The organism is Subsaximicrobium wynnwilliamsii, assembly GCF_007997225.1.
Lineage (GTDB): Bacteria > Bacteroidota > Bacteroidia > Flavobacteriales > Flavobacteriaceae > Psychroserpens > Psychroserpens wynnwilliamsii.
In genome coordinates this window covers 112,265-137,986 of the sequence record NZ_VORM01000007.1, presented here as the reverse complement: position 1 = coordinate 137,986, position 25,722 = coordinate 112,265, and the positions used below count along the sequence as shown (strand labels likewise).

At 38.9% G+C, this 25,722-nt stretch carries 24 protein-coding genes; 13 read left to right on the top strand and 11 right to left on the bottom strand.

Going from position 1 to position 25,722, the window contains the following annotated elements:
• The first annotated feature begins 70 nt into the window (after positions 1–70).
• Positions 71–787, top strand: coding sequence for a TrmH family RNA methyltransferase (locus tag ESY88_RS08705; protein ID WP_147086451.1), 717 nt, complete (start codon positions 71–73; stop codon positions 785–787).
• A 195-nt stretch (positions 788–982) separates the two neighbouring features.
• Here ESY88_RS08705 and porT read toward each other — a convergent pair whose 3' ends face one another.
• Positions 983–1,696, bottom strand: a complete 714-nt coding sequence (gene porT, locus ESY88_RS08695; protein WP_147086452.1) for a type IX secretion/gliding motility protein PorT/SprT — start codon at positions 1,694–1,696, stop codon at positions 983–985.
• Positions 1,697–1,729: 33 nt separating this feature from the next.
• The gene (ubiE, locus tag ESY88_RS08690) at positions 1,730–2,461 is read right to left on the bottom strand and encodes a bifunctional demethylmenaquinone methyltransferase/2-methoxy-6-polyprenyl-1,4-benzoquinol methylase UbiE (RefSeq protein WP_147086453.1); all 732 of its coding nucleotides are present in this window, start codon (positions 2,459–2,461) and stop codon (positions 1,730–1,732) included.
• 358 nt (positions 2,462–2,819) lie between these two features.
• Between ubiE and trkA the strand changes: the two genes are divergently transcribed.
• The gene (trkA, locus tag ESY88_RS08685) at positions 2,820–4,169 is read left to right on the top strand and encodes a Trk system potassium transporter TrkA (protein WP_147086454.1); all 1,350 of its coding nucleotides are present in this window, start codon (positions 2,820–2,822) and stop codon (positions 4,167–4,169) included.
• A gap of 82 nt (positions 4,170–4,251) precedes the next feature.
• Entirely contained in the window at positions 4,252–5,745 is a 1,494-nt protein-coding gene (locus tag ESY88_RS08680; RefSeq protein ID WP_147086455.1) for a TrkH family potassium uptake protein, read from the top strand.
• An 8-nt stretch (positions 5,746–5,753) separates the two neighbouring features.
• Here ESY88_RS08680 and ESY88_RS08675 read toward each other — a convergent pair whose 3' ends face one another.
• Positions 5,754–6,245: a response regulator transcription factor gene (locus ESY88_RS08675; protein WP_189702559.1), complete on the bottom strand. Its 492-nt coding sequence runs from the start codon at positions 6,243–6,245 to the stop codon at positions 5,754–5,756.
• Positions 6,246–7,543: 1,298 nt separating this feature from the next.
• Between ESY88_RS08675 and ESY88_RS08670 the strand changes: the two genes are divergently transcribed.
• From ESY88_RS08670 to ESY88_RS20955, 6 genes are all read left to right on the top strand, one after another.
• The gene (locus ESY88_RS08670; protein WP_147086457.1) at positions 7,544–7,726 is read left to right on the top strand and encodes a hypothetical protein; all 183 of its coding nucleotides are present in this window, start codon (positions 7,544–7,546) and stop codon (positions 7,724–7,726) included.
• A 94-nt stretch (positions 7,727–7,820) separates the two neighbouring features.
• Positions 7,821–8,447 (top strand): hypothetical protein, encoded by a 627-nt coding sequence (locus tag ESY88_RS08665; protein ID WP_147086458.1) that lies wholly within the window; start codon positions 7,821–7,823, stop codon positions 8,445–8,447.
• The gene (locus ESY88_RS08660; RefSeq protein WP_147086459.1) at positions 8,448–8,987 is read left to right on the top strand and encodes a peroxiredoxin family protein; all 540 of its coding nucleotides are present in this window, start codon (positions 8,448–8,450) and stop codon (positions 8,985–8,987) included. It begins immediately after the preceding gene.
• A 4-nt stretch (positions 8,988–8,991) separates the two neighbouring features.
• Positions 8,992–10,266: a cysteine peptidase family C39 domain-containing protein gene (locus ESY88_RS21810; RefSeq protein WP_317128677.1), complete on the top strand. Its 1,275-nt coding sequence runs from the start codon at positions 8,992–8,994 to the stop codon at positions 10,264–10,266.
• A 12-nt stretch (positions 10,267–10,278) separates the two neighbouring features.
• A complete protein-coding gene (locus ESY88_RS21805; protein WP_317128676.1) occupies positions 10,279–11,172 on the top strand; it encodes an ATP-binding cassette domain-containing protein in 894 nt (297 codons plus the stop codon).
• A 21-nt stretch (positions 11,173–11,193) separates the two neighbouring features.
• Positions 11,194–11,370, top strand: a complete 177-nt coding sequence (locus ESY88_RS20955; RefSeq protein WP_189702558.1) for a hypothetical protein — start codon at positions 11,194–11,196, stop codon at positions 11,368–11,370.
• Positions 11,371–11,527: 157 nt separating this feature from the next.
• Here the strand turns inward: ESY88_RS20955 and ESY88_RS08650 are convergent, their stop codons facing one another.
• The 4 genes from ESY88_RS08650 to ESY88_RS08635 are packed head-to-tail and all read right to left on the bottom strand — an operon-like array spanning position 11,528 to position 14,835.
• The gene (locus ESY88_RS08650) at positions 11,528–12,031 is read right to left on the bottom strand and encodes a hypothetical protein (protein ID WP_147086460.1); all 504 of its coding nucleotides are present in this window, start codon (positions 12,029–12,031) and stop codon (positions 11,528–11,530) included.
• 45 nt (positions 12,032–12,076) lie between these two features.
• Positions 12,077–12,589 carry a hypothetical protein gene (locus tag ESY88_RS08645; RefSeq protein ID WP_147086461.1) on the bottom strand — a complete coding sequence of 171 codons (513 nt, stop codon included), beginning with the start codon at positions 12,587–12,589 and terminating at the stop codon, positions 12,077–12,079.
• 34 nt (positions 12,590–12,623) lie between these two features.
• Positions 12,624–13,613 carry a YpdA family putative bacillithiol disulfide reductase gene (locus ESY88_RS08640; RefSeq protein ID WP_223270774.1) on the bottom strand — a complete coding sequence of 330 codons (990 nt, stop codon included), beginning with the start codon at positions 13,611–13,613 and terminating at the stop codon, positions 12,624–12,626.
• A gap of 4 nt (positions 13,614–13,617) precedes the next feature.
• Positions 13,618–14,835 (bottom strand): MDR family MFS transporter, encoded by a 1,218-nt coding sequence (locus ESY88_RS08635; RefSeq protein ID WP_223270773.1) that lies wholly within the window; start codon positions 14,833–14,835, stop codon positions 13,618–13,620.
• A 268-nt stretch (positions 14,836–15,103) separates the two neighbouring features.
• Here ESY88_RS08635 and ESY88_RS08630 point away from each other — a divergent pair, with 268 nt between their 5' ends.
• On the top strand, positions 15,104–15,703 hold the full coding sequence (locus ESY88_RS08630) for a DUF1684 domain-containing protein (RefSeq protein WP_147086463.1): 600 nt from the start codon (positions 15,104–15,106) through the stop codon (positions 15,701–15,703).
• Between the two features lie 67 nt (positions 15,704–15,770).
• On the opposite strand, the gene ESY88_RS08625 is transcribed toward ESY88_RS08630, so the two are convergent.
• A complete protein-coding gene (locus tag ESY88_RS08625; protein WP_147086464.1) occupies positions 15,771–16,238 on the bottom strand; it encodes a GNAT family N-acetyltransferase in 468 nt (155 codons plus the stop codon).
• Between the two features lie 531 nt (positions 16,239–16,769).
• Positions 16,770–17,588 carry a 3-deoxy-8-phosphooctulonate synthase gene (kdsA, locus tag ESY88_RS08620; RefSeq protein ID WP_147086465.1) on the bottom strand — a complete coding sequence of 273 codons (819 nt, stop codon included), beginning with the start codon at positions 17,586–17,588 and terminating at the stop codon, positions 16,770–16,772.
• A 757-nt stretch (positions 17,589–18,345) separates the two neighbouring features.
• Here kdsA and typA point away from each other — a divergent pair.
• Complete coding sequence (gene typA / locus ESY88_RS08615) at positions 18,346–20,145, top strand: translational GTPase TypA (RefSeq protein ID WP_147086466.1); 1,800 nt, start codon at positions 18,346–18,348, stop codon at positions 20,143–20,145.
• Positions 20,146–20,420: 275 nt separating this feature from the next.
• On the opposite strand, the gene ESY88_RS08610 is transcribed toward typA, so the two are convergent.
• Both ESY88_RS08610 and ESY88_RS08605 read right to left on the bottom strand, forming a co-directional pair.
• Positions 20,421–21,185, bottom strand: a complete 765-nt coding sequence (locus ESY88_RS08610; RefSeq protein ID WP_147086467.1) for a class I SAM-dependent methyltransferase — start codon at positions 21,183–21,185, stop codon at positions 20,421–20,423.
• A gap of 2 nt (positions 21,186–21,187) precedes the next feature.
• Positions 21,188–21,787, bottom strand: coding sequence for a class I SAM-dependent methyltransferase (locus tag ESY88_RS08605; protein ID WP_147086468.1), 600 nt, complete (start codon positions 21,785–21,787; stop codon positions 21,188–21,190).
• A gap of 545 nt (positions 21,788–22,332) precedes the next feature.
• Between ESY88_RS08605 and ESY88_RS08600 the strand changes: the two genes are divergently transcribed.
• Both ESY88_RS08600 and ESY88_RS08595 read left to right on the top strand, forming a co-directional pair.
• Complete coding sequence (locus ESY88_RS08600; protein WP_147086469.1) at positions 22,333–24,096, top strand: hypothetical protein; 1,764 nt, start codon at positions 22,333–22,335, stop codon at positions 24,094–24,096.
• Positions 24,097–24,508: 412 nt separating this feature from the next.
• The gene (locus ESY88_RS08595; protein ID WP_147086470.1) at positions 24,509–25,456 is read left to right on the top strand and encodes a glycosyltransferase family 2 protein; all 948 of its coding nucleotides are present in this window, start codon (positions 24,509–24,511) and stop codon (positions 25,454–25,456) included.
• The last annotated feature ends 266 nt before the right edge of the window (positions 25,457–25,722 follow it).

The following is a 25,722-nucleotide window of genomic DNA, read 5'->3' as shown; positions in this document are numbered from 1 at the left end:
TTTGGGGTATCTGATTTCCGCGTCTTTAATTTTAAAATCAGGTATTTAATATTCCATTGAATTCATTTTTATGCTCAGCAAAAACACCATTAAATTAATAGCCAGTCTCTCACAGAAAAAATTCAGAACCCAGCATCAGCTTTTCATAGTGGAAGGCGTCAAAGGCATTCAGGAGTTTTTGGATTCCAGTTTTGAGCTGTACCAATTATTTGCTACGGAAGCGAATTTTTCCGCGGAAACGATTCTTATTTCAGAAAAAGAACTGCAAAAAATCAGCAATTTGAAATCGCCAAACACCGCTTTGGCCATCTTTAAAATTCCGAAGCAGAAAACAGCGGAAGCAAATGGGTTGATTTTAGTTTTAGACGAAATACGCGACCCAGGGAATTTGGGCACCATCATTAGACTTTGCGATTGGTTTGGCGTTAAGACTTTGGTGTGCAGCGAGGGCACGGTGGATTGTTATAATCCAAAAGTGGTGCAGGCAACGATGGGTTCCCTGGCAAGAGTCCATATTAGTTATACCAATCTCTCCAATTATTTAAAAACCGCAAATAGTGCTGTTTTCGGCACTTTTATGGAGGGAAACAACATTTATACTGAAGAATTGCCTAAGGAAGGCATCATCGTCATGGGCAACGAGGCCAACGGAATCTCTTTGGAAGTGGAGCAGCTCATCCACAAAAAACTGAGCATTCCCAGATTCGGAAACCTTCAAACCACGGAAAGTTTAAATGTTGCCACAGCCGCTGCCGTTGTTTTGAGTGCGTTTAGAAGAGGGTTTTAGTTTTTAGTGTACAGTCTCGGTCTTCAGTCTTCAGTCTGCAGTTTCCAGTCTTCAGTCTCCGGTCTTCAGTCTTCCGTCTCCAGTCTTCGGTCTCCGGTCTTCCGTCTTCCGTCTTCCGTCTCCAGTCTTCCGTCTCCAGTCTTCGGTCTCCGGTCTTCAGTCTTCAGTCTTCCGTCTCCGGTCTTCCTCCTCAGCCTATTGAAAGGTAAAATTAATAAAAACACCTCGCGTTTTCATAGTCGTTACATTACCGGTCCAGGGGCTGTTGGGATCTTTATCTGGCACCAACTCATCATTGATCGCGAAGATGCCTCTAATGGAGGGTGTGAACTTAAACCATTGGTTGTAAAAATCGACGCCAAATCCAAGTTCATAAAAAAGCACGTTCTTTTTGGTTCTAAATTCTCCCGCGCTATTATCATCCGGATTTTTCTCGTTGCTGGAAAGATTCAAGGAAGTGGAAATCCCACCCAAAAGAAAAGGCTTGAAATTATTGATGCGTTTGGTGGATACCTTCAGCAACAAGGGAAAATGCACATAGGTGGATTTGACTTCGCGAAGCAAATCGGCATCGGTAAACGTTTGTCCTATAAAATAGTTGGGATCGTATTGCAAATTTCGCTGGGTTATGAAAAGCCCAGGTTCAAAACGTAAATTCAAATGCTCAGAAATCCTAAGGTCTGAAATCAAGCCCACGCTAAAGCCGGTGGTGGTTTCTACCAGAATATCTGGTAGGTCTTCTTCATAATTAAATTGATAATCATACTGGTTGAGTCCTAGAAAGAAGCCCCAAGAGAGGATTTGTTTATCGAAATTCTCAAGATTTCTGATTTTTTCCTTACTGAATAATTGTGCAGAAGCCGTTTGGCCTGCCATACATAAAAAGATGAGCAAAAATATGTTCTTCATAGATCTCACAATAGGTGTCTGTAAATTAATGCCTTAGGATTTTGATGCGGTATAAATTGTGGCAACACCAAAAGTTTGAGGCTTGGCTGCCACGTTAATAAACCCAATTTTACGCAAAATATTGTTTAAAGCCTCACCATATGGAAAAACCGATGCCGATTCGCACAAATAGGAATAAGCCGATTGGTCTTTAGAGAATGCTTTGCCTATGGCTGGCAAAATGTATTTGGTGTAGAAGGTATAGCCTTGCTTAAAAGGCACCTTTGTGGGGACTGAGGTTTCCAAGATCACGAAAACGCCGTTGGGCTTTAGAACACGTAGAATTTCAGCAAGACCTTTTTCCAAGGTTTCAAAATTACGTACGCCAAAAGCTACGGTAATGGCATCAAAACTGGAGTCTTCAAAAGGTAGGTTTTCAGAATCGCCAATGACCATTTCAATTTTATTGCCAAGCTGTTTTTTTGCGATTTTTTGGCGGCCCACTTCCAACATGCCATCGCTAATATCCAAGCCAACAATTTTTTTGGCGTTTGTCTTGGCGAGATTAATGGCCAAGTCGCCAGTGCCAGTGGCGATATCCAATATAGTTTCAGGTGCGGCATTGGTAACAATCGCCACTACTTTTTTTCGCCATTTAACGTCAATTCCGAAGGAAATCACACGATTGAGACCGTCGTATTCCTTTGAAATGTTGTCAAACATCTGGGTTACCTGCTGCTTTTTGTTGAGCTTACTGTCTTTATATGGGGTCACTTTAGAAGCCATCTGTTTTTTTAGCAAATATACTCAAATCAAATAGCTTTAAATAATCAGTATGGTCTGGCAAGATTATTTGAGCTTGCCTTTTATCTCACTTTTCATAGTTGCCATGATTTCGTTCATTATTTGGCTTGCTTTGTTCGCTTTAGTAAATCATGAATATTCAAACGCAGCATAATTTAGTGTAGTGATAGTCAATGTGTTGAAATAAGTGCTTTCCCGTAGGCTTTCGGGCTAATTACTTTCAACACAGCTAAGTCCCGCCCCTTCCTCCATGGGTGAAAAAATTCCAGATTCAATTTCAAACGCCGGCTGTCCGGTTTAATTATAGTATATTTGTGCGTTTTTTTGAATATAACAGCCCATGAAAATTATTATTGCAGGAGCAGGAGAGGTAGGATTTCACTTGGCTAAGTTATTGTCATACGAGTCACAGGAAATCACATTGATCGACATTGATAGGGAGCAGTTGTCTTATGCGAGAGATCACTTAGACATTAAGGTCATCAAGGGTGATGTGACGTCTATCAAAATTTTAAAAGAAGCTAAAATCAATACTTCGGAATTGTTTATCGCGGTCACCTCCTCTGAAACCACAAACATCACGGCATGTGTGCTTGCCAAACAATTAGGTGCCAAACGAACCATTGCAAGAATTTCAAACGAAGAATTTATCAATGACAAGGAGGAAGTGGGTTTCTCGAAATTTGGTATTGATGAATTGATTTCGCCAGAAAGCCTAGCAGCTGCTGAAATTGAATTGTTGTTGAACCAATACGGTTTCAATGATACCTATGAGTTTGAGAAAGGCGTGCTTAGTATGTTGAGTTTGCGTTTGTCCCGAACTGCCAGTTTTGTGGGTAAAACCGTAATGGAAGCTGCCGCAGTGTTTCCCGAATTGCATTTCGTGCCCATCGCCATCCAACGTTTTGGAACCCAATACACCATCATCCCAAGAGGGGATACTGAATTCAAAGAAGGCGATAAAGTGGTTTTTGTGACTTCGGAAGGCGGGGATGAAGAATTATTTGAATTGTCGGGTCGTGTGAAAACGGAAGTGAAAAACGTCATGATTTTGGGCGCCAGTAAAATTGGTTTCCAAACTGCCAAAGATTTGTGTCAAAGTAAATTTAAGGTCAAACTGATTGAAAACAATAAAGAGATTGCTTTTGAAAGTGCCGATGAATTGCCAAATGCACTCGTGATTCATGGAGACGGTCGCAATGTGGAGCTGCTGGAAGAAGAGAACATTTCAGATATGGATGCATTCATCTCGGTAACCGGGAACTCAGAGACGAATATCATGTCTTGTTTGGTGGCCAAATCAAAAGGTGTGAAAAAGACCATCGCCTTGGTTGAAAATATGGACTACTACCAATTATCACAGTCCATTGGCATCGATACCTTGATCAATAAGAAGCTATTGGCAGCCAATAATATTTTTCGCTACATCAGGAAAGGAGAAGTTGTGGCCATGACCAAGCTCAATAATATGAATGCAGAGCTCTTGGAGTTTCAAGTGAATAGCAAATCCAAGATAACCAAAAAAGTCATCAGGGATCTCGATTTTCCACGGTCGGCCATCATTGGTGGCGTCATCAGAAATGATGTTGGGATCATCCCTTTGGGAGATTTCCAAATTGAGGTAGGCGATAAGGTAGTGGTTTGCTGCCTGCCGAGGTCTATATCCAAAATTGAAAAATACTTTTTTTAGCGATTTCTTAATCGATTTTACATAAATGAACCGATTGCGATCCAAAGGATCGTACTTTGCTTAAACGCAATTCTAACGACGCATGAAACTCAATTTTAGGATCATTTTCCATTTTTTCGGATTATTACTGCTCTTCAATGGTGGCTTTATGTTGCTTTCCACAGTGATCAGTTTGATATATGAAGATGGAGTGACCTCAAAATTATTTCAGTCTGGTGCCATCATTTCAGCATTAGGTGGTGTTCTCATGTATCTTACAAGAGATCACCGCAAAGAGCTCAACAAGCGTGAGGGCTACATTGTGGTCGCTTTTGGATGGATCGTGATGTCGCTTTCGGGCACATTGCCCTACATCATGACCGATGCCATACCCGGTTTTACCGACGCTTTTTTCGAGACCATGTCTGGTTATACTACAACAGGAGCCACCATTTTAAATGATATTGAAGCAGTGCCAAAAGGCGTTTTGTTTTGGAGAAGCATGACACATTGGATTGGCGGGATGGGAATTATTGTACTCGCCATTGCTATCTTGCCCTTGTTGGGTATTGGCGGTATGCAATTATTTGCTGCGGAAGCACCGGGGCCTAATGCCGATAAACTGCACCCGAGAATTACCGATACTGCAAAACGATTGTGGTTTATCTATTTTGGATATACAGCCGCTGAGACGATTTTGCTTCAAGTTGCCGGGATGTCGTTTTTTGATGCCATCAACCATTCGCTTTGTACCTTGAGCACAGGAGGTTTCTCTACAAAAAATGCCAGTGTGGCCTATTGGAATGGACAACCCTTGATTCAATACATCATTATTTTCTTTATGTTCTTAGCGGGAACTAACTTTGTGTTGAGCTATTTTGTGTTTAAGGGGCGCATCCAAAAAGCGATAATGGATGAAGAATTCAAATGGTATCTTACATTTATTGCGATGTTTACCATTGTGGCTTCACTGATTATTTATTTCAATGCCGATTTCTCAATCTCTTCCATAGAGCATCCCATGGTGTATGGCAAAGCTGAAGCTTCTTTTAGACATGCAATGTTTCAAATTGTATCAGTAGTCACCACCACAGGCTTTATCACTGCCGATTATACCTTATGGACGCCTTTTTTATTGGTTTTATTCTTTGGCATCATGTTTTTGGGAGGATCTGCGGGAAGTACTTCTGGTGGTGTAAAGGTGGTGCGTCACATGATCATGATCAAAAACGGCTTTTTAGAGTTTAGACGTGCCTTGCACCCTAACGCCATTCTGCCTGTGCGTTACAATGAGCGAGCCATAAGCGGTGACATTGTATTTAATGTGCTTGGATTTTTCATATTGTACATGCTATCGTTCATAATTGGCGCATTGGTGTTTTCGATGTTTAAAATTGATTTTCAGTCGGCCGTTGGTTTATCTGCTTCCAGTTTGGGCAATGTTGGTCCTGCTTTGGGCAATTTTGGCCCTGTAAACAATTATGCCGCATTACCCATGTTGGGCAAATGGTGGGCCTCTTTTTTAATGCTCATTGGCCGCTTGGAACTCTTCACGGTCTTGATCTTATTTTCGCCTTTCTTTTGGAAGGATCGGTAGGTGCCAAGCTAAATAATATGTCTTTTTTTCGCTTCTTTTATTAGATTGCTGTCTGAGTCTTTAGTGATGCCAAATAGGTCTCTTAATTTGACCTTGCGCTCTTCAATACTGCGAAGCGATAGGTGGACTAATGCTGGCAAGTCTTTTGTTTTTTCGCCCATGGATAAATGGTACACTATCTTTCTGTCCATCTCGTCAGTGATATACCTATCAACAATCTGGTCTGTTTCATGATTTTTTATAATTTGGCTATAATGGCTACCGCCAGCTAGAATGGTCTTTACCACATTGCTTAAATTTGAAGGTTCAAAATCAGATTTATTAATAAAGCCGTCCGGCTTTATGGTTTTTATGATGCTCCGAATTCTTTCTGAATCTGAAATAAAGGTAAAAATCAAAATTTTAGTTTCTGGACTTTTTTCCCTTAACCATAGCCCAATGTCATCGCCAGAAAGAAATTTTTTATCCTTTGAGACTGGCAAACTTAAATCTAAAAACACCAAATCTTGTTTGAAACGTTGAAGCTGTTTGATGGCCTCATCGCAACCGGCAGCGAATTAGAAATTAAAAGTCAAGCTGCTGTTAGATGATAGATTGTCCCTATAAGCTTCGGCAACTATTTTGTGGTCTTCAATGATTAGTGTTTGGATAACTTTATTGGCTAGAGGCAACTTTAAATTCATTTTATCGGGTTTAACTAGTTTGGGTACTCAAATATAGGCTTCCTTTTCCATATTATAAATTACGCTATCAAAAACTGTGGTTTTACCACATTGGTTATTTGATTAGTTGCGCTAGTTTTGAGTGTCAAATAATTTGATAGCACAATTAGGACGATTGTGTGTTAACTTAGTTTAAATTTATAATTTTATGAAAACTTTGGAATTAAATCAAATGGCGGCGTTAACTGGTGGTTTATTAGAGAGCGATTGTCCAGCTTAAATGGGTATTCATGCTGTAGTTGGCGGTTTGTTTGGAGGGCCTTGGGGCTATGCTATAGGCGCTGCTTATGGATGGTATATGAGCCCTCAATGTGATTAGTAAAAAAGCCATGACCTAAGCGAAGAGGATATTTGCGTTTTTTGTAACCTCTTCTCTTTAAATTTTGAAATAATAAATACTCTATGAAAAACATTAATGAGATAGTTAAGACGACTCTTAAATCTTATAGTCATTTAAGAATAGTTGAAAGGAATAATAGGATTGTGGTGTGCAAATTATTTTTATTTAGAATTAATATTTTCAAGATATCTGCAAAAAAAATAAATATTAATTCTACATGGATTAGTGGTCTGTTAGGCAGGGTTTTTTTTAAAAAAGATACGGAACTCATGCAAATTCTAACTACTAAGTTAATTCAGGATTTAAATAGCAATGGTGTTTGCGTGAACAACATAATTAAAAATCAATGCTAAATTCTTCTCACACATATTTGAAGTAGCTTTATTCGAAGAGTTTTTTTTGAAAACAGCAGTTACTTGACATTATGAAAAACTACGTATTGTTGTTCTTGATAACAGTCACATTTTTTTAAGTTTATTGTCTAAGTTGCTTTTGAAAACGGATGAATTACTTAACCTTTTTAACTGAGTAACACACAAATGAACAAATAGAAATTTTTTAGGGTATTCAAAAGAATACTTCCTTTTTTATAAAATAAAATAAAATAAACTACACTATGAAAAACTGTGGTTTTACCACATTGGATATTTGATTGATTGCCATAATTTTGAGTATCAAATAATTTGATGGCGCAATTAGGGTTTTGTGTGATAAACTTAATTTAAATGTATTATTTATGAAAACTTTAGAATTAAATCAAATGGAAATGACCGTTGGAGGTTGGGATTGGCAATGGGATGCGCCTTTAACAGACTCAGACTGGGGTTGTGCAGCTTTAGGATTAGCCGCTGGTATTGCATCAGGACTGAATCCGTTGGTTGGAAGGCTTACAACTCTTGGTTGTATGTTAACACAATAATTTTTTTATAATGAATAAAGGCTATTTGATTGCTATAATTGTTATAATTATAGCTCTAGGATATAGATATTCCAAACGAAATGAAAAAAAATGAATGAAAAATTTACAGTCATTTTTGCTCTTGATAATTATTCAATCTTTTTTAGTATTTTTTTCTAAGGAACTATTAGAAACTAACCAAGTTTTCGTTAGTTCATTGTCTGAAAAAATATCTTATGATCAAATAAATGAAATATTAGCTTTTAAAGAAAAATGGGGATGGATTGTTTATATATTTATCCCCATTTTATTGTTTATTAAGATTGTAATAATCACAACAGTTATAAACATTGGCTGTTTCCTCTTCGGTAAAAACATTTCGTATAGCCAAATTTTTAATATTACTATAAAGTCAGAATTTATATTTTTGCTGGTTATAGTGTTTAAGACGGCTTGGTTTTATTTCTTTGAACAAGATTATAATTTAAATGATCTACAATTTTTCTATCCTTTATCCGCTCTTAATATAGTCGGTTATGAAGGCATAGATCCTTGGTGGATTTACCCTCTTCAAGTGTTCAATTTATTTGAGCTGGCATACTGGTTTATTTTGGCTTATTTAATAGGCAAAGCCATAAATAGTGATACAGATAAGGGCATCAATATAGTAGCCAGTAGCAACGGTGTAGCCTTATTGATTTGGGTGGTTGGTGTCATGTTCTTTACCTTAAATGTAAGTTAGATGACACGTAAAAAAATCTTATTGTTCATTACACTATTCGTCGTTTTGGGGACTTTATCGTACCTATCCTACAGTGTTATAGTCAAAGCAAAAGAGAAAAAATTGACTGCCAATAGACTTCAAATCATCCCAGAGTTTCAATTCGAAGATTTAAAATCTTCAACATTTACCAATGCAAGCCTGCAAGAAAATAAGGCTGCAATCTTCGTTTATTTCAACACCCAATGCGATTACTGCCAACACGAGGCTCAAAGCATAAGCGAGAGATTAGACGAGCTTACAAACGTTCAATTTATATTTGTCTCAACAGAAGACATAGAAACGATAAAACAATTTTCAGAAAATCACAATTTAAACCACCAACCAAACATCACATTTGTTCATGATAACACTGATATTTTTAGTACTAAATTTGGTGCTACCGCTATGCCTTATCTTTTAATTTATGATAAAGATCAACAACTCATCAAAAAACACAAAGGGCAATTAAATGCCAACGGTATTTTGAAAGCACTAATTCCTGCGAAGGCTGGCATCTGAATTCATGAAAAAGACGATACCTTCCCAAAAACAATTGCAAAAAAGCTTCGTCTTGCAGCAAGACCAAAGTGATTGTGGGGTGGCTTGTTTGCTGTCACTCATAAACTATTACAAAGGCAACAATTCTTTAGAAAAACTTAGGGAATTGAGCGGCACTACAAAACAGGGCACAACGCTCTTGGGTTTGCATCAGGCAGCCAATAATCTAGGGTTTACAGCACAAGGCAATGAGGCTGACATTCAAGCTTTGATTGACCATAAAGAGCCTTTGATTTTACACGTTCTTATTGATGACAGATTACAACATTATGTCGCCTGTTACGGTTTTGAGAACGGTAAATTTGTTATTGGTGATCCTGCAAAAGGGATTAGCAAGTATTCAAAAACAGAACTGGAGCAGGTATGGCAATCTAAAACCTGCTTGACCTTAAGCCCAAACAAAGATTTTTTAAAAGCAGAAACCGAGGCTGAAGATAAAAAGCAGTGGTTTTTAAAGCTTCTAAAAGAAGATCATCGATTAATCGGTTTTACGGTATTATTGGGATTGGGCATCGCTATATTGGGAATGGCCATGGCGATCTTTTCTCAAAAATTGATAGATGACATCTTGCCTAGCAAAGATTTTAACAAATTGATTACCGGGATTGTCTTGGTCGCTTTTTTATTGTTGATTCGGGTCTTGTTTACGGCATTAAGGGATTATTTCTTGATACGCCAATCTAAAGACTTCAACAACCGCATTATCGACAGTTTTTACACTTCCTTGTTACATTTGCCTAAACCTTTTTTCGATACGCGTAAGATTGGCGAACTGGTGGCGCGCCTAAATGATACCCAGCGGGTACAGCGTGTGATAAGCACCGTAATTGGTACTGTGGCCATAAATGCCTTAGTAACTATAGTTTCTTTAGGCTTTCTGTTTTACTATTCCTGGCAAACCGGAGTGATTGCTTCGGTAAGTCTGCCTTTTTATTTTTTACTCATTTACAGTTTCAATAAGCGCATCATCTTTGCTCAAAAGGAAGTGATGCAAGGTTATGCCTTGAGTGAAAGTAACTACATAACCTCAATGCAAGGGATTGCCACCATAAAAAACAATAACAGGCAATCGATATTTCAAAAAATCAATCAACTCATTTACGGGAGTTTTCAAGAAAAGGCGTTTAATTTAGGCCAAATAAATGTGCGTTTATCGGTGTTTTCAGGCGTGTTTAGCGTGCTTTTTTTGATGGGCATCTTAATCTATACATCAATACAGGTTTATGGTGAAACCATGTAATTGGGGGAGCTCATGGCTATTTTAGGTGTGGCAGGTTCCTTATTGCCTTCTGTGGCAAGTTTAGCTTTGATAACCATCCCTATTAATGAGGCTAAAGTAACTTTTAATAGAATGTATGAATTTGCGTCCATTGAAAAAGAGAATGAAGGGCGAAACTCCTTAACAAAGTTTGAATCATTGGACATAAAAAAGCTGTCGTTTAGATTTGCAGGACGAAGCCAATTATTTAAAAATATCAACATATCGGTTTCAAAACATGACTGCATCGCCATTGTTGGGGAGAGCGGAAGTGGTAAAAGTACCTTAGGACAAATATTGCAAAAATTCTACCCTTTTGAGAACGGTGAAATCATCATCAACAAAGGAAGCAGCCTTAAAGCTATAAAAACTAGGGATTGGCGGGAGATTATTGGAGTAGTACCTCAAGATGTGACCATTTTTGCGGGTAATGTGGTATCAAACATCTTGTTGGGAAAAGAAGATAAACCTGCGCATATTGAGCAATTTGTTAAAGCGTATGGCTTTGAAGGTTTTGTGAATAGTTTACCGCAAGGTTATGCTACCATTTTAGGAGAGGAAGGGATTAATTTATCTGGGGGTCAAAAACAGATTATTGCTTTAATGCGTGTTTTGTATAAAAAACCACAGCTACTCTTATTAGATGAATTTACCTCTGCCATGGATCGAAATACAGAGCATTTTGTTTTAGAACTACTTAATAGCCTCAAAAAGGAAATTACCATCATCTTTATTTCGCACAGACTGCACTCTCTTAAACGCATTGCAGATAGAATCTACATTATTGAAGATGGTCGAACCTTAATAAATGGTTCCCATCCTGAACTTATGGAAACTGATAATTTCTACAGTCAGTTTTGGAAAAATTTGGAGTTGACCATTTCTTAAATTTAAAGCTTAATCTAAATAATGAAAAATTTTAAGAGAATAGCCTTTGTGATCCTGCTTATGATCCAGATAGGAGTATTGGTGTGGAGCATAGTTGACAAAAGTTTTTCAGAATCTGGAAGTGCCACTTGGCTTATGGGCACAAGCCTCGGCATAACCGTAATTGGATTTGTCAAATCAGAAAAATCCCGCAGCTAAAACGGCTCCTGATTATTCGGTTCAAGCTGAATCTGAAGACCTAGAGCTGTTGCAATTTAAGTGATGGAGCTTTACGTTTTTTCAATGCGTGACTGACCTATAAAATAGTTGTTTTAATAGGCGCTTTCGAAGAGTAGCGTCTATTGAAGTTTCCCAATCACAAATCCTCAAAAAAATCATCGATGTCAAAAGGCAGGTCATCGTCGGGATCATAATCGTCGTATTTAACGCCGGGCGGGTTGAAAAGTCCCCAGCGGTCTATCTCATAATCCCAAGGGTCGAAGGTCGTGACCCATTCTGCAAAAAGGATCCTGAAATCGTCAATCTCATTTCTCAGTAAATCAAAATATTCAATATCTTTATAGCCAGAGAGTTCGATATGGTCTAAATCTGTCAATATCTCGATCGCCGCATTTTTTATAAAGCAGGCAGATTCCATTTTTTCATTATAAGGAATATCCTCACCATGAACCAAGGCGATTTTTTGCGGTATGAGATCGGAATTCTCACCTAAATACGTGAGCGAATCATCAATCATTTGGCCTTCTTGTTCGGTCTCATACTCCAATTGGGAATCCATGATGACATCCACCACTGAATCCACTAAATTTTGAATATCCTTGGCCTTTTTATAAAGTGGCACATGTTCTAATTCTTCCATAGTTTAAATCTTGCAATAGGTTTTGAGAAACGTAGGGTATTGGGATTATAGGCCGTCAAAAAAATCATCGGGATTAAAGGGTATATCGTCATCGGGATCGTGGTCGTCGTAATTGATGCCAGGCGGATTGAACAAGCCCCAACGATCAATGATATAGTGCCATTGGTCAAAGGTTTTTACCCACTCGGCAAATAAAATTCGAAACTCTTCCACTTCCTGTCTCAAAAGGTCCAAATACTCAATGTCTTTAAAGCCGTGCATTTCAATGCCGCGAGCATCTGTGATAAGTTCTCGGGCCGCTTTTCTAATAATGGCGGCGTTTTCCATGCGTATGTCGTAAAGCATGTCCTCACTTGCAGCCCCAGCGATTTTCGCGGGAATGGTCATTGCATTCTGCCGCATATAACTCAAATTGCTCTTGATCATCTCGGCTTCAATGGCACGCTCAAAATCAATATCTGTTTTATCAACCGCTTCAGTAATGTGATCCACTAAATCTGACAGCTGCATTGCTTTTTTAAAGATGGGTAAATTTTCCCATTTTTCAAATGGTCTCATGGTCTTTGATTTTACTGAAAACTACTATCAACGATTATGCTTTAATTTGTAATGTGGATGGGCTTTTTTCAAGAGCTTCAGCAATCAATTTGGCATGGATTCTTGAGTTTTCTATAAACCATTTGTGGGTTTCCATCCCGCCACAAATCACGCCAGCCAAATAGAGTCCGTCAACATTGGTCTCCATGGTTTCGTCATTATAGGTTGGGATGTGTTTTTTATCTTCGGAAAAAGTGACCCCAGCTTGTTTTAGAAAATCGAAATTTGGGCGGTACCCCGTTAATGCGATGACGTAATCATTCGGAATGGTTTTCAATCCTTCCGGCGTTTTCACAGTGATTTGATGTGGTTCTATTGTATGGATTTCAGAATTGAAGAAGGCTTTGATGCTGCCTTCCTCAATTCGGTTTATAACATCTGGTCTAACCCAATATTTTACGCGCTCGCCAATTTCATGGCCTCTTACAATCATGGTCACGTTTCCGCCTTTGCGGTAAATCTCCAAAGAAGCATCTACTGAGGAGTTGCTCGCGCCAACCACGGCAACATTTTGTAAAGTAAAGGGGTGTGCTTCCTTATAATAGTGCATCACTTTTGGCAATTGCTCGCCTTTCACATTCAAATAATTGGGGATATCGTAAAAACCGGTGGCGATGATGACTTTATGGGCACGATATTCAGCCTTGTCAGTTTTAAGCAGAAAAGTCTCCTCGTGTTTTTTGATGCTTTCTACTTTTTCGTATAGATTGATATTTAAAGTGTTTGCGGTTGTGACCCTTCGGTAATATTCCAAAGCCTCATTTCTGCTGGGTTTTGGGTTATTGCTGATGAAAGGGATGCGATCGATTTCCAATTTTTCCGAAGTGGAAAAAAACGTCATGTTCAAGGGATAATTGAATAAGGAATTGGTTAGAGATCCTTTTTCCAAAACCAGATAATCCCAGCCATGTTTCTTGCATTCTAAGGCACAAGCGATGCCTATGGGGCCGGCACCTATAATGATGATTTGTTTTTCTATTTGCACTTGTTCAAGCGGTTTTTGTATTCATTTGTTTTTTCAGGAAAAGGAGCAGCACCACGCATAAAGCCGATAATACTGCCATCACATACCAAGTGTTTTCAAACTTGATGCGATCTATTAACTGTAATCCTGCATTGTGGCCAAAAATATGCGCCACCGAAAAGGAAATACTATACAACGCCATGTATTCCCCCTGCTTTCCCTTTTTTGCACGGTTGAGCGCGAAGGCATTAGAAAACGGAAACGTGATCATCTCGCCAATGCTCATCAACAGCATTCCAAAGATAAGCATCCCAACCCAAGGGCTTATATTTAATACCAAAAAACTTGCTCCCACCAAGACCGCCCCAAAAAGCATCAATCCCGTATGGGTGTATTTGGTGGTTTCCAACCATTTGATCAAGGGCATTTCAAATAAGAAGATTACAAAACCATTCAAACCCAAAAGCAATCCGATCTCAAATTCGCTCAGCCCAATTTCGTTGTCGTAGTAAATGGGAACGGTTGAAAAATACTGAAGAAATACAATGCCAAACAGCACCATTGCCACTAGGAAAATGAGAAATGACCGGTCTTTGTAAGCACTTTCTGGTATTGCGCTTTTGTAGTTATCTGTCACTTTTGCTTTCTTGGGATTCAACGTTTTAAGTAGCACAACTGTAGCCAAGATGCAAGTGATGCCATCTACCCAAAACAAGCCGCCATAACTAAGGCCAGTGATGATAAGCCCTCCAACTGCTGGGCCGGCAGAGAAGCCCAAATTGATCGCCAACCGAATCAAGGTCAATGAGCGGGTCTTATTTTCTGGTTTGCTATAGGCATTCAAAGCCACGAACATGGCTGGCCTAAACATGTCTGCAGCCAACATGACTACAAATATTCCGAAGCAAAACGCATATAAAGTGTTTAGAAACTGTAAGCCTATAAAGAGAAATCCTGTAAGAAATAGGCTGTAAACCATGACTTTGTAATAGCCAATCCGGTCGGTAAGCTTGCCGCCAAGCCATGAGCCCGCGACAGACCCCAAACCAAATGCGCTCATGATCCAGCCCACATTCTCTAAAGTGAAATGTAGGTTTTTGGTAAGGTATAAAGACAAAAATGGGATAACCATGGTGCCAGCTCGGTTGATAAAAGTAATAAGCGCCAACCACCAAACTTCAACAGATAATCCTGTGAAAGCCTTATAATAGGGGATGAGTAATTTTTTCTGGATAAAATTCAACAATAACATCTTGACTGGTCATTAAGGATTGGTTTAATGGGTGTTGGTATAAAAAAAGTCCGACATTTTTAGTCGGACTTGCGGATGAGTGCTTTATGAAAATTATTCAATTAGGTCATTGCATACAAGATTTCCGATAGCTAAAGTTAGCGGTTGGTCTTGATTTGTATGAAATAAAAACTGAATTCATGATTGGTCTCAATTTGTGCTTCAAAGCTATGAAAAAAGAGAATAAGTTGTATTTTTGAAGTTGAAAAAATTTAAGGAGATGAAATATTTAGTATTGGTGTTAATTGCCTTTGCGAATTTGAGTTGTGCCCAAGATAAAAAGCCATTAGCTGGAGACACTCAATTTCAGAGGGAGTTGAATGCAGAGTTCAAAGATGCTTCAAAATCGCCTTTAAAGAAAAGAGACCTTAAGAATTTTGAAGGCTTGGACTTTTTTAAGTTTGATGCTGCTTATGTGGTTGAGGCCCGAGTGGAATTGAAACCCAATTCAGAATGGTTTAAAATGCAAACCACAACAAGCCGATTGTCTAACAAGCGCATTTTTGCAGAATTTCATTTTAAACTGAAAGGCAAGAACTATATGTTGAATGTATATCAAGATCAGGATTTGATGCAGGAGGAAGGCTTTGAGGACTATTTGTTACTTCCGTTTATAGATGACACCAATGGTTTGACTAGCTATGGTGGCGGCCGTTATATTGATTTGACAATTCCTGAAGGGAATACGGTTAGCCTAGATTTTAATACAGCTTATAATCCCTATTGCGCTTATAACGAAAAATATTCTTGCCCAATAGTCCCACGGAATAATTATCTGGATCTGGAGCTTAAAGCTGGGGTTAAGGCGTTTGTTAAGTAGTCTTTTGAAAAGTACAAAGTGTTAAGTACAAAGTATCAAGACAACTCCACAACAAACAACTCACAACTCACAACTTCCTATACATGATATAATAATCCAGCACCTGATCTTTTATGGATCTTTTCTGTTTTTTTTCAACTTCATAATAATGCGAGTCGAAGAATGGGAGGGAAGATAAGCTGGATTCTGCTTGGATGCTTTCAAAATCATACATTGTGACATGGGACTCTATAATGCGCAGTAGTTTTGAGCCTACGGTTTTGCGCTGATAATTCTTGTGAACGTACATGCCTTCCAAATAATTACCGTTTTTGAGCCATGCAAAACCTAAAATTTGGCCATCGTTTTCAGCCACAAGGAAATAGGTGGCTTTGATGCGTTTTTGCCATTTTTTCAAATTATCGGCAGCAGCGGCCCAAGCCTCTACTTGTTCTTCAGAATAATGCTTGCGATTTACGGTGCTAATCGTGTCCCTGAAAATCGCAGTGATTTCTGGCAGATCCTCTAAGGTGGCTTCTCTGTAGTCTATATCCATGGGATGAAGTTGAAATTGAAATTGAAATTGAATTTGAAATTGAATTTGAAACTGAAACTGAAACTGAAACTGAAACTTAAATTGAAAGGCTCTAGTTTAATCTCGCGTTGCTATTGTTAATAAAATTGAATTTATAAATCTTTTAGGTTGGCTCAAACCTAGAAAATCCGATTATTCCCTTTAGGGCCAGGGAAAAAATAATTGGATATTCGTCATGTTCCTTTTGCCCCGTCTAAAGGGAGCCAAAACTCCGAAGATCGGATATTTCAACCATAAGAGCCATTTTAAACTAGAGCCAATTGAATTTGAAACTTAAAGTCTCTGTATAACTATTTGCGGTTTTTCAGAAACGCCTCGTGAAATTTTATTCGTTTAAACAGCCAACAGCCAACAGCCAACAGCCAACAGCCAACAGCCAACAGCCAACAGCCAACAGCCAACAGCCAACAGCCAACAGCCAACAGCCAACAGCCAACAGCCAACAGCCAACAGCCAACAGCCAACCTAGTACTACCCTCTAACGGCTACTCGCTATAAACTATTAACCGTCTTCCTAATCGCCACCAAATTACTAAGCAGGCGCTCCAAATTATCCAAATGCAACATATTGGCGCCATCGCTCTTGGCGTTTGCTGGGTCAAAGTGCGTTTCAATAAAGAGTCCGTCCACATTATTCACAACACCGGCTCTGGCAATGGTTTCGATCATTTCTGGTCTTCCGCCAGTAACGCCAACACTTTGATTGGGTTGTTGCAGGGAATGGGTCACATCTAAAATTGTGGGTGCATAAGCTCGCATGGTTGGGATGCCTCTAAAATCGACAATCATATCCTGATACCCGAACATGGTGCCACGATCGGTAATCCAAGCCTTGTGGTTGCCAGTATCCTTCACTTTCTGTACGGCGTGCTTCATCGCTTCTGGGCTCATGAACTGGCCTTTTTTGAGGTTGACCACCTTTCCTGTTTCGGCGGCAGCGACCACCAAATCGGTTTGGCGCACCAAAAACGCCGGGATTTGCAACACATCCACATATTCCGCAGCCATTTTAGCATCACCGATTTCATGGATGTCGGTCACGGTTGGGATATCAAAAGTTTCTGAGACTTTTCTAAGGATTTTTAGTGCCTTTTCATCGCCAATACCTGTAAAACTATCAATCCTGCTGCGGTTTGCTTTTTTGAAACTGCCCTTAAAGATATAAGGGATTTCAAGTTGGTTTGTAATTTTGAGAACCTTTTCTGCGATACGCAAAGCCATGTCTTCGCCTTCAATGGCGCAAGGGCCGCAGAGTAAAAAAAAGTTGTTAGAATTGGTATGTTTGAGTTTTGGTACTTCGGAAAGTGTCATGATCAAAAGATTTTAAGTCGCAAAGTTACGTAATTCTAGAGTTGTAGGGGTTGTTGTTTTAGGCTTGATTTCAAGTTCAGACGGTATTGTTAATGAAGAAGCAAAACTGAAACAGAATAGTGAGCCAAGAATCAAGAACTATCCCGAAAGCTATCGAAAGAACTATAACCAACTGATGCTCAATTTAATTATTTATTGGTCCCACATAGAGTTAAAACTATGCACTTTAGTGCATTTCGCTTTAGCTCCTAAAAATGTTTTGCCACGAATTTCACAAACCTGCCTGCCCGTTAGGCAGGTTTTCACGAAACCGTTTGTTATCTAGAAACGCACGCAATGCGATACTATTCATTTCACGAATTCAACAGGCTTTCAGTCTGTTTCAAAAAAACCTATGGAGTTGAAGTCCATAGGAGTGGTTTATTTGACTTTTTGGTAGTGACGTTCTACCGGAAAAATTTTAGGTAAACCAAAGTTTAATGTTCAAGGAGATATGAGAATTAAATTTAGACCGAAAAACTTTTAGAATCTAGGATTAGAAGTTCTATTTACTAATGATGTGCCAATGCATCGTTGACTTTTCCCATTAAAAAAAGCATCAGTTCCATGTGATAAGCTTCTGGTAAAATACCTAATGGACTCGTATCGAAATCCTTTCAGAAGAAAAAATAGCACGAACGACCAAAAAAAAGAGTCAGATTTGAAAATAAAAACAGATTTTAATGTACCTTTGCACGCCTAAAAAAAGGGCTTTATTATGACTAAGATCAAAAACATTGCTATTATAGCGCACGTTGACCACGGTAAAACCACCTTGGTAGATAAAATTATGTACCACTGCCATTTGTTTCGCGATAACGAGAATACTGGCGATTTAATCTTGGACAACAATGATCTGGAGCGTGAACGAGGCATTACCATTACGTCTAAAAACGTATCGGTAATCTATAAGGATACAAAAATCAATATCATAGATACTCCTGGTCACGCCGATTTTGGAGGTGAAGTGGAACGTGTACTCAACATGGCAGATGGCGTGTTGTTGCTTGTAGATGCTTTTGAAGGCCCAATGCCACAAACTCGTTTTGTGTTGCAGAAGGCTTTGGATTTGGGCTTGAAGCCTTGCGTGGTCATCAATAAAGTGGATAAGGAAAACTGTACGCCAGAAGAGGTGCATGAGAAGGTATTTGATCTCATGTTCGAACTTGGTGCAGAAGAATGGCAATTGGATTTTCCTACCGTTTATGGTTCAGCCAAAAATAACTGGATGAGTGACGATTGGAAAAATGAAACGGAAAACATCGAACCATTGTTAGATATGGTTATAGAGCACATTCCTACTCCTGTTTTTAAAGAAGGTACAACGCAAATGTTAATCACTTCTTTAGATTTTTCTTCTTTTACTGGTCGTATAGCGATTGGTCGCGTACAAAGAGGAAATGTTGTAGAGGGACAACAAATTTCTTTAGTCAAAAGAGATGGCTCTGTTACAAAAAGCAGAATCAAGGAAGTCTTTATTTTTGAAGGTTTAGGCCGTAAGAAAGTACAAAGCGTTGAAACTGGCGATATCTGTGCAATCATAGGGATTGAAGGTTTTGAGATTGGTGATACCATTTGTGATTTAGATAATCCTGAAGGTTTAAAAGCCATTGCAATTGATGAACCTACAATGAGCATGTTATTTACCATTAACGATTCGCCTTTCTTTGGAAAAGACGGAAAGTTTGTAACATCTCGTCATATCAAAGACCGTTTAGAAAAAGAATTAGAAAAAAACTTAGCACTTCGTTTAGGTGAAACTGGCAGTGCCGATAAATTCATGGTTTATGGCCGTGGGGTATTACACTTGTCCGTTTTAATTGAAACGATGCGTCGTGAAGGCTACGAATTACAAATCGGGCAACCACAAGTAATCATTAAGGAAATTGATGGTGTAAAATGTGAGCCAATTGAAGAGTTGACTATTGATCTTCCAGAAAGTGTATCTGGTAGAGCTGTAGAATTTGTAACCATGCGTAGAGGTGAAATGCTAAGTATGGTGGCTAAAGGCGAGCGTATGGTTTGCGAATTCCTAATTCCTTCACGTGGTATTATTGGTTTACGTAACCAATTGTTAACCGCAACTGCAGGTGAAGCAATCATGGCACACCGTTTTAAAGAATATCAACCTATAAAAGGTGCTATTCCTGGACGTATTTCAGGATCTTTGGTTTCTATGGAAAACGGGGTAGCTATCCCTTACTCTATTGATAAATTACAAGATAGAGGTAAGTTCTTTGTTGAGCCTGGAGAAAATATTTACGAAGGTCAAGTTATTGGTGAGAACTCTCGTCAAGATGATATGGCTGTAAATATTACAAAAGCTAAGAAACAAAGTAACGTGCGTTCGTCTGGAGCAGATGACAAGGCGAAGATTGTACCAGCAATCAAGTTTTCTTTGGAAGAAGCTTTAGAATACATCCAAAAAGATGAGTACGTTGAGGTCACACCAAAACACATTAGATTGCGTAAAATCTATTTGACTGAAGTGGATCGTAAACGCTTCAAGAACTCGTAATTAATTGAGTGACTTATAAATTTATAAAAGAGAATCCAGATATGGGTTCTCTTTTTTTTTAGTGAAACCCAAAACTTAAAAACGAACCGCATTAGGTTTGGTGGTTGAACTCATCCCGCTTTTTGGCAGCATCGTGGGTTTGAGCGGCCATCTGGCAAGCTGGCACCTCGGAACTTGCTTAGGTAGAAGGAAGCTTCGGAAGGTGTTTTCTTTAATTGAAACAGTCAGTTTCTTAACAGGATTGGTGGGTTTGATATGAAAGATTTGCGGAAGATTTATCGGGTTGAATCCTTTTCAGCTTTAGCCAAAATGCAATAGGTGCTCACTCCAAACGGAAACCGAACATACTTCAAAATGCGGTTTTCAAAATTCAAAAGTCCTAAGAAGATTGGGTTTAACGACGGAAGTGTTTCCAAGTCGCCAGAACTGTTGGATTTGGAGGTCTCGTTTTTTGTTGCCTTTAATTTGCCCAACTTACGCGCTATATAAATGGGAATAAATAGCAAGGCATTCCAATAGCCAGATTTTAGTTGTTCAAAGCCATTATTGGTCACTAAATTAAGTAATTGTTTTTCGGTATATCTTCTATAATGCATGTTGATCACATCGTGCTGGCTCCATAAGGCTTGAAATGCTGGAACAAAAATATATAGCTTTCCATCAGCCTTTAAAAGATGTCGCCAGTTGCGTACTGCTTTTTCATCGTTTTGAAGATGCTCCAAACAGTCTGAAGCAATCAATACATCAAATTTCAAATCTAATTTAATAGTATCGGCAGACATTACAGCGCAATTTTGCAGTCCGTTTTGTTTACAATTGGCAATGGCTTTTTTGCTAATGTCTATGCCGTAAAGATTGTTCGGATTAAAACCTTGGTTTTTCAAATCCGTCAATAATAATCCAGAAGAACAGCCAATATCAAGAATATTAGCAGTTTTTGGGACATCCTTCAACAGCTGCAATATGTAATTACGTCTTGCCTTAAACCAAAAATGGCTGCGCTCCAAATCGTGATAATGGGTTTCATAAGCTTTGTCCATGATTAGTTACAGGATAAAATAATTAGGATGTTTGGAATTTTGAAGTAGGTTTCTTCAATCGAAGAACTCACATGTTCGAAGTCATTATTAATAAGCAGCTCATAATCTTTCTTAGTTTTCACGTGTTCATCTATGTCTTTTTTCAGAAAATATTCTAAAATCTCGTTTTGGTTAGAAATAAAGCAGTTATCCATCGTAATAAAGCGACCGCCAGGTTCTAAGACCTTCCCCACAGTTTCAAATAAATCTAAACATTGGGTGTCGCTTACATCATGCAAGACTCTCGCGACTATGATAACCTCAACATGTTCCATCTTCGGCAAGTTCATAACCATCAACACCCGAACAAATGAATTGGCCTTTATCGTCGGTGGTTTTTTTCGCTTGGGTGATATATTTGGAATCGTGTAATCCACTTCTGGTGCACAACCAAGCCAATCTGCCGGTGCGCAGCCAATGTCTAAAAGCTTTTGACCAGGTTTGATGTGGACATGTTGCTCAATAAGTAAGCGACGCGCGCGATGCCCACCCACTAATTTTTGATAGGTGGTGTAAACAAAGGGGTGGCACAAGATGTGTCTCGGGTCAAATTTGGAACTCATGTGCTGTTGTGAATGGCGTGAGGCCAAAATTAATAGAATATACTTTAAATAGGAGTTAATCTGTGACTTTTGTCGGGTTATGACCTAAGACCGCTACGCGCATGATGTAAGAATCAAGACTAGTTTTTTTTACCTAATAACCTTTTAGTGGTTCATTGATAATGAGAACCATTTCACTGGTCCCGAATTGAGTTGAAACTATGCGCTTCAGTGCATTTCGCTTCAGCTTCTAAAAATTTTTGAGCCACGAATTTCACGAATTCATTTACTCCCTGAAAATCGAGGTGCAAATTACTTACTATGCATTTCACGAATTCAACAGACTTTTAATCTGTTTCAAAAAACCTATGGCATTTTAGTCCATAGGAGTGGTTTAGTTTATGTAAAATAGTCGAAACAATCCCTCTGGTTTTGAATAAGGAAATTTACCCTACATAAACATTGTTGTTAAATTTGAAATCTGACAACAATGTTTATATTTGAATTTTACAGTATTGGCTGTTTTTAAGCAGAACTAACAGATTCAAACCTACCCTTAAATGCGGATGACAAGTAATTTATATTTGACCAACAACAAATTCAAAATAACCCTGGGTATCATCATTTTGATTCAAATCCTTTTGGCGTTTCAAGGTTTTGACATGGTGGATGATGGTTTTGTGCTGACTTTTTATCAGCAAATATTCAACCACCCAGAAACTGTGGAATATAATTTTATGTACTGGTTTTCTGGGATTGTTGGCGGACTTTGGTATCAACTCTACCCAGAGGGTGGTGTTTTTTGGTTTCGTATGTTGGGCCTTATTGTGAACACGTCAACGTTCATTTTAAGTTACCAGCTGCTCAAAAAGCATGTGCCAAAGACCTATTTATTGTTTGCGTTGGTCATGGTGCTGTTCCAGAATAATTACGGTTTTACAACGTTTTACCACAATCATCTTACCGCGCTACTTTGCCTGCTAACTGTTTTTACGCTCTTGAAAGCGATTGAAAAAGAATCTGTTATTTTGTATGTGCTCACAGGCATCATCATCATTTTTAACACCTTTACACGATTGCCAAATTTGGTGCTATTGAGTCTTTTGCTTGTCATACCCTTTTTCTTTCTTCTTTCTAAAAAACCGTTTGTATCAAAATCGATTCGGCCAATTGCTTTGGTTGTTTTGGGATGCTTGCTGGGTTTGCTTTCGGTTTATGGGATACTTATGGCAACAGGGCAATTTCAAGTCATGAAATCCATGTTCGTCATGTTGTTCGATTTGGGCAATACCGATGGTAGCGCGCATAATGTGGGAGACATTTTAAGGTCACAAGTTTTCAATTACAAGCAAATCGCTCGAACCTTCTTCGAGCTTGCGTTTATTTTGGGACTAGCGGTTTTGATCAAACACTTTTTGCCCAAACGCAGAGTGTTGGCTGTGGTTTTGAGTGTTTTTTTCGTGTCGTTGCTCATTGTTTGGTATGAAAAGCAAGGGATTGGCGCGGCTTATACCCTGAGCTATATTGGGTGTATTTGGACATTATTCAGTAGAAAAAAAGCTATTCATCTTAGGCTGATTGCGCTCTGTTCATTTTTGATCCTATTCACTTTGACTTTAGGTACTACAGGTGGAATGAAAAATAGTGGTTACATGGCCATTTGGTTGGGTCTGCCTTTGTTTTTTCTGGTCTTGCCTGAGATTTTTGGTTGTATTCAGTGCATTTTAAATAAGATATTCTCTACGGAAAAATTCAAGGTAAGCAAACCAGTATTCAGTCTATTATGGTGTTTTATCATTGCTTTTTTACTCTTGAAAACCTACCATATTTCCAACGAGGCTTATTTTGATGAAGGCAGCCGCTTAGAGAAAACCTATGCCATCAACAACAAATTTGCAAAAGGGATTTATACGAAACAGCGAAGGGCCGAAATTGTGAACGATTTATTGGCAGGATTGTCTAACTATGTCCAGCCCAATGATTATTTGTTTAGCTACGACCATATTCCCATGATTCACTTTTTGACCGAGACCCGACCTTATCCCTATAATTCCTGGGTGGGGATTTATGACGAAAATTCCTTCAGAAAAAAAATCGCTAAGGCCGAGCAGGAGATTTCCGTATTGCCAATCGTGGTGCAGCAAAAGTTCAATACCATCCATCGCTTTGCAGAACCTGATCCAAATTATATGGACGCTTCCAGCGCAAATACCATTTTGCACGCTGCTGCTTCGGTGTCGACCATGAACTCGTTTTTGGAGCGGCACAATTACCAAATCGTTTGGAGCAATGCGTATTTTAATATTTATAAAGCAAAGCAGGGTTTTTGAATTGACTTAGGACGAGATGACTTATGACCAATTATTTTATTGTTGACTTAGGACGAGATGACTTAAGACTAATTGTTTTTTTTGTTGACTTAGGACGAAATGACTTATGACGTATGACTAAAAAAATCTGTGGCTACTTTTAAAAATTCCAAATTCCAAAGACCTACACCCTAAATCCTACGTCCTACGTCCTACGTCCTACGTCCTACTGCCTACATCCTACATCCTACATCCTACATCCTAAGTCTTACAACCTTCGTCCTACGTCAAAAAGTCTTATGTCAAATAATTATAATTTTAGTCCACAATATGAGGCTGAGCATGAGCATGAAATTATTTCCGACATTTCCCCTGAACTTTTAATCCATAACTTATATCTTGTGCGCTTATTCATCCATCGAAAGTGCAGCACATGAAACCCACAAAAGACATCGCAGTGGTGATACCCGTTTTTAATGAAGCGGATAATCTTGACGAACTCTACAAGCGCTTAGTGGTTTCTGTATCTAAAATTTCTGAAAACTACGAATTGCTGTTTGTCAATGATGGCAGCAGTGATGCATCAATTCAAAAATTACAGGCCTTCTCTGAAGCGGATGCGCGTGTGTTTTACATCGATTTGAGCCGGAATTTTGGGCATCAGGTGGCGGTTTCGGCTGGTTTGGATGCTTGCCAGTCTAAAGTTGCCATCATCATCGATTCCGATTTACAAGACCCACCAGAGTTGATTCCGAAGCTGTATGCCGAATATCAAAAAGGCTTCAACGTGGTCTATGCCAAACGAGAAACCCGGGAAGGCGAGACCTATTTGAAGAAGCTCACTTCAAAACTTTTTTACCGATTGCTGCAACGGCTTACCAATTTTGATATTCCTTTAGATGTTGGCGATTTCAGATTGTTGGATGCTAAAATTGTTAGGGAATTACGCAAAATGCCAGAGCACAACAAATTCCTTCGCGGCCAAATAGCCTGGTTGGGCTTTAAGCAAACCCACGTCACTTTTAAACGCGAAGCTCGAAAGCACGGGACTTCTGGCTATTCTTACAGCAAGATGTTCAGCTTGGCCTTTGATGCGGTCACGGGCTTTTCAGATAAACCCTTATTATTGGTCACGCGCATGGGTTTTGTCATTTCATTGGTCTCCTTTGTTGTGATTTTGTTCGCTATGTTCTCGCATTTCATTCTCAAGGAAACCATTACGGGGTGGACGTCACTTATTATCAGCTCTTTGTTTATTGGGGGCATACAACTGCTTTCCATTGGTATCATTGGCGAGTATATTAGCCGAATCAGTACCAATGTGAAAAACCGACCGATGTACGTGGTGCAGGAGACGAATTTGGATAGAGGTGGAGAATAATGATTTATAATCAGATTATAGACCCTACCTACCGGCAGGCGCTACGCTGCTAGAATCTAGAATCTAGACTATTTGGAACTCATTGAGAAAAATAATGGATTTTTCATTTAGTTTGCTGCAATATTTATTTACATCCCAAAAAAAGTAAACTTTAAAATTTCACAAAACAGCTAAGCATTTACTAAAGTGGTGCTAATTAGAATTTTTAGAATTTCATTTGACATAGCCGAGACCGAATTAAATATCCCGAAAATTACTTTCGGCTC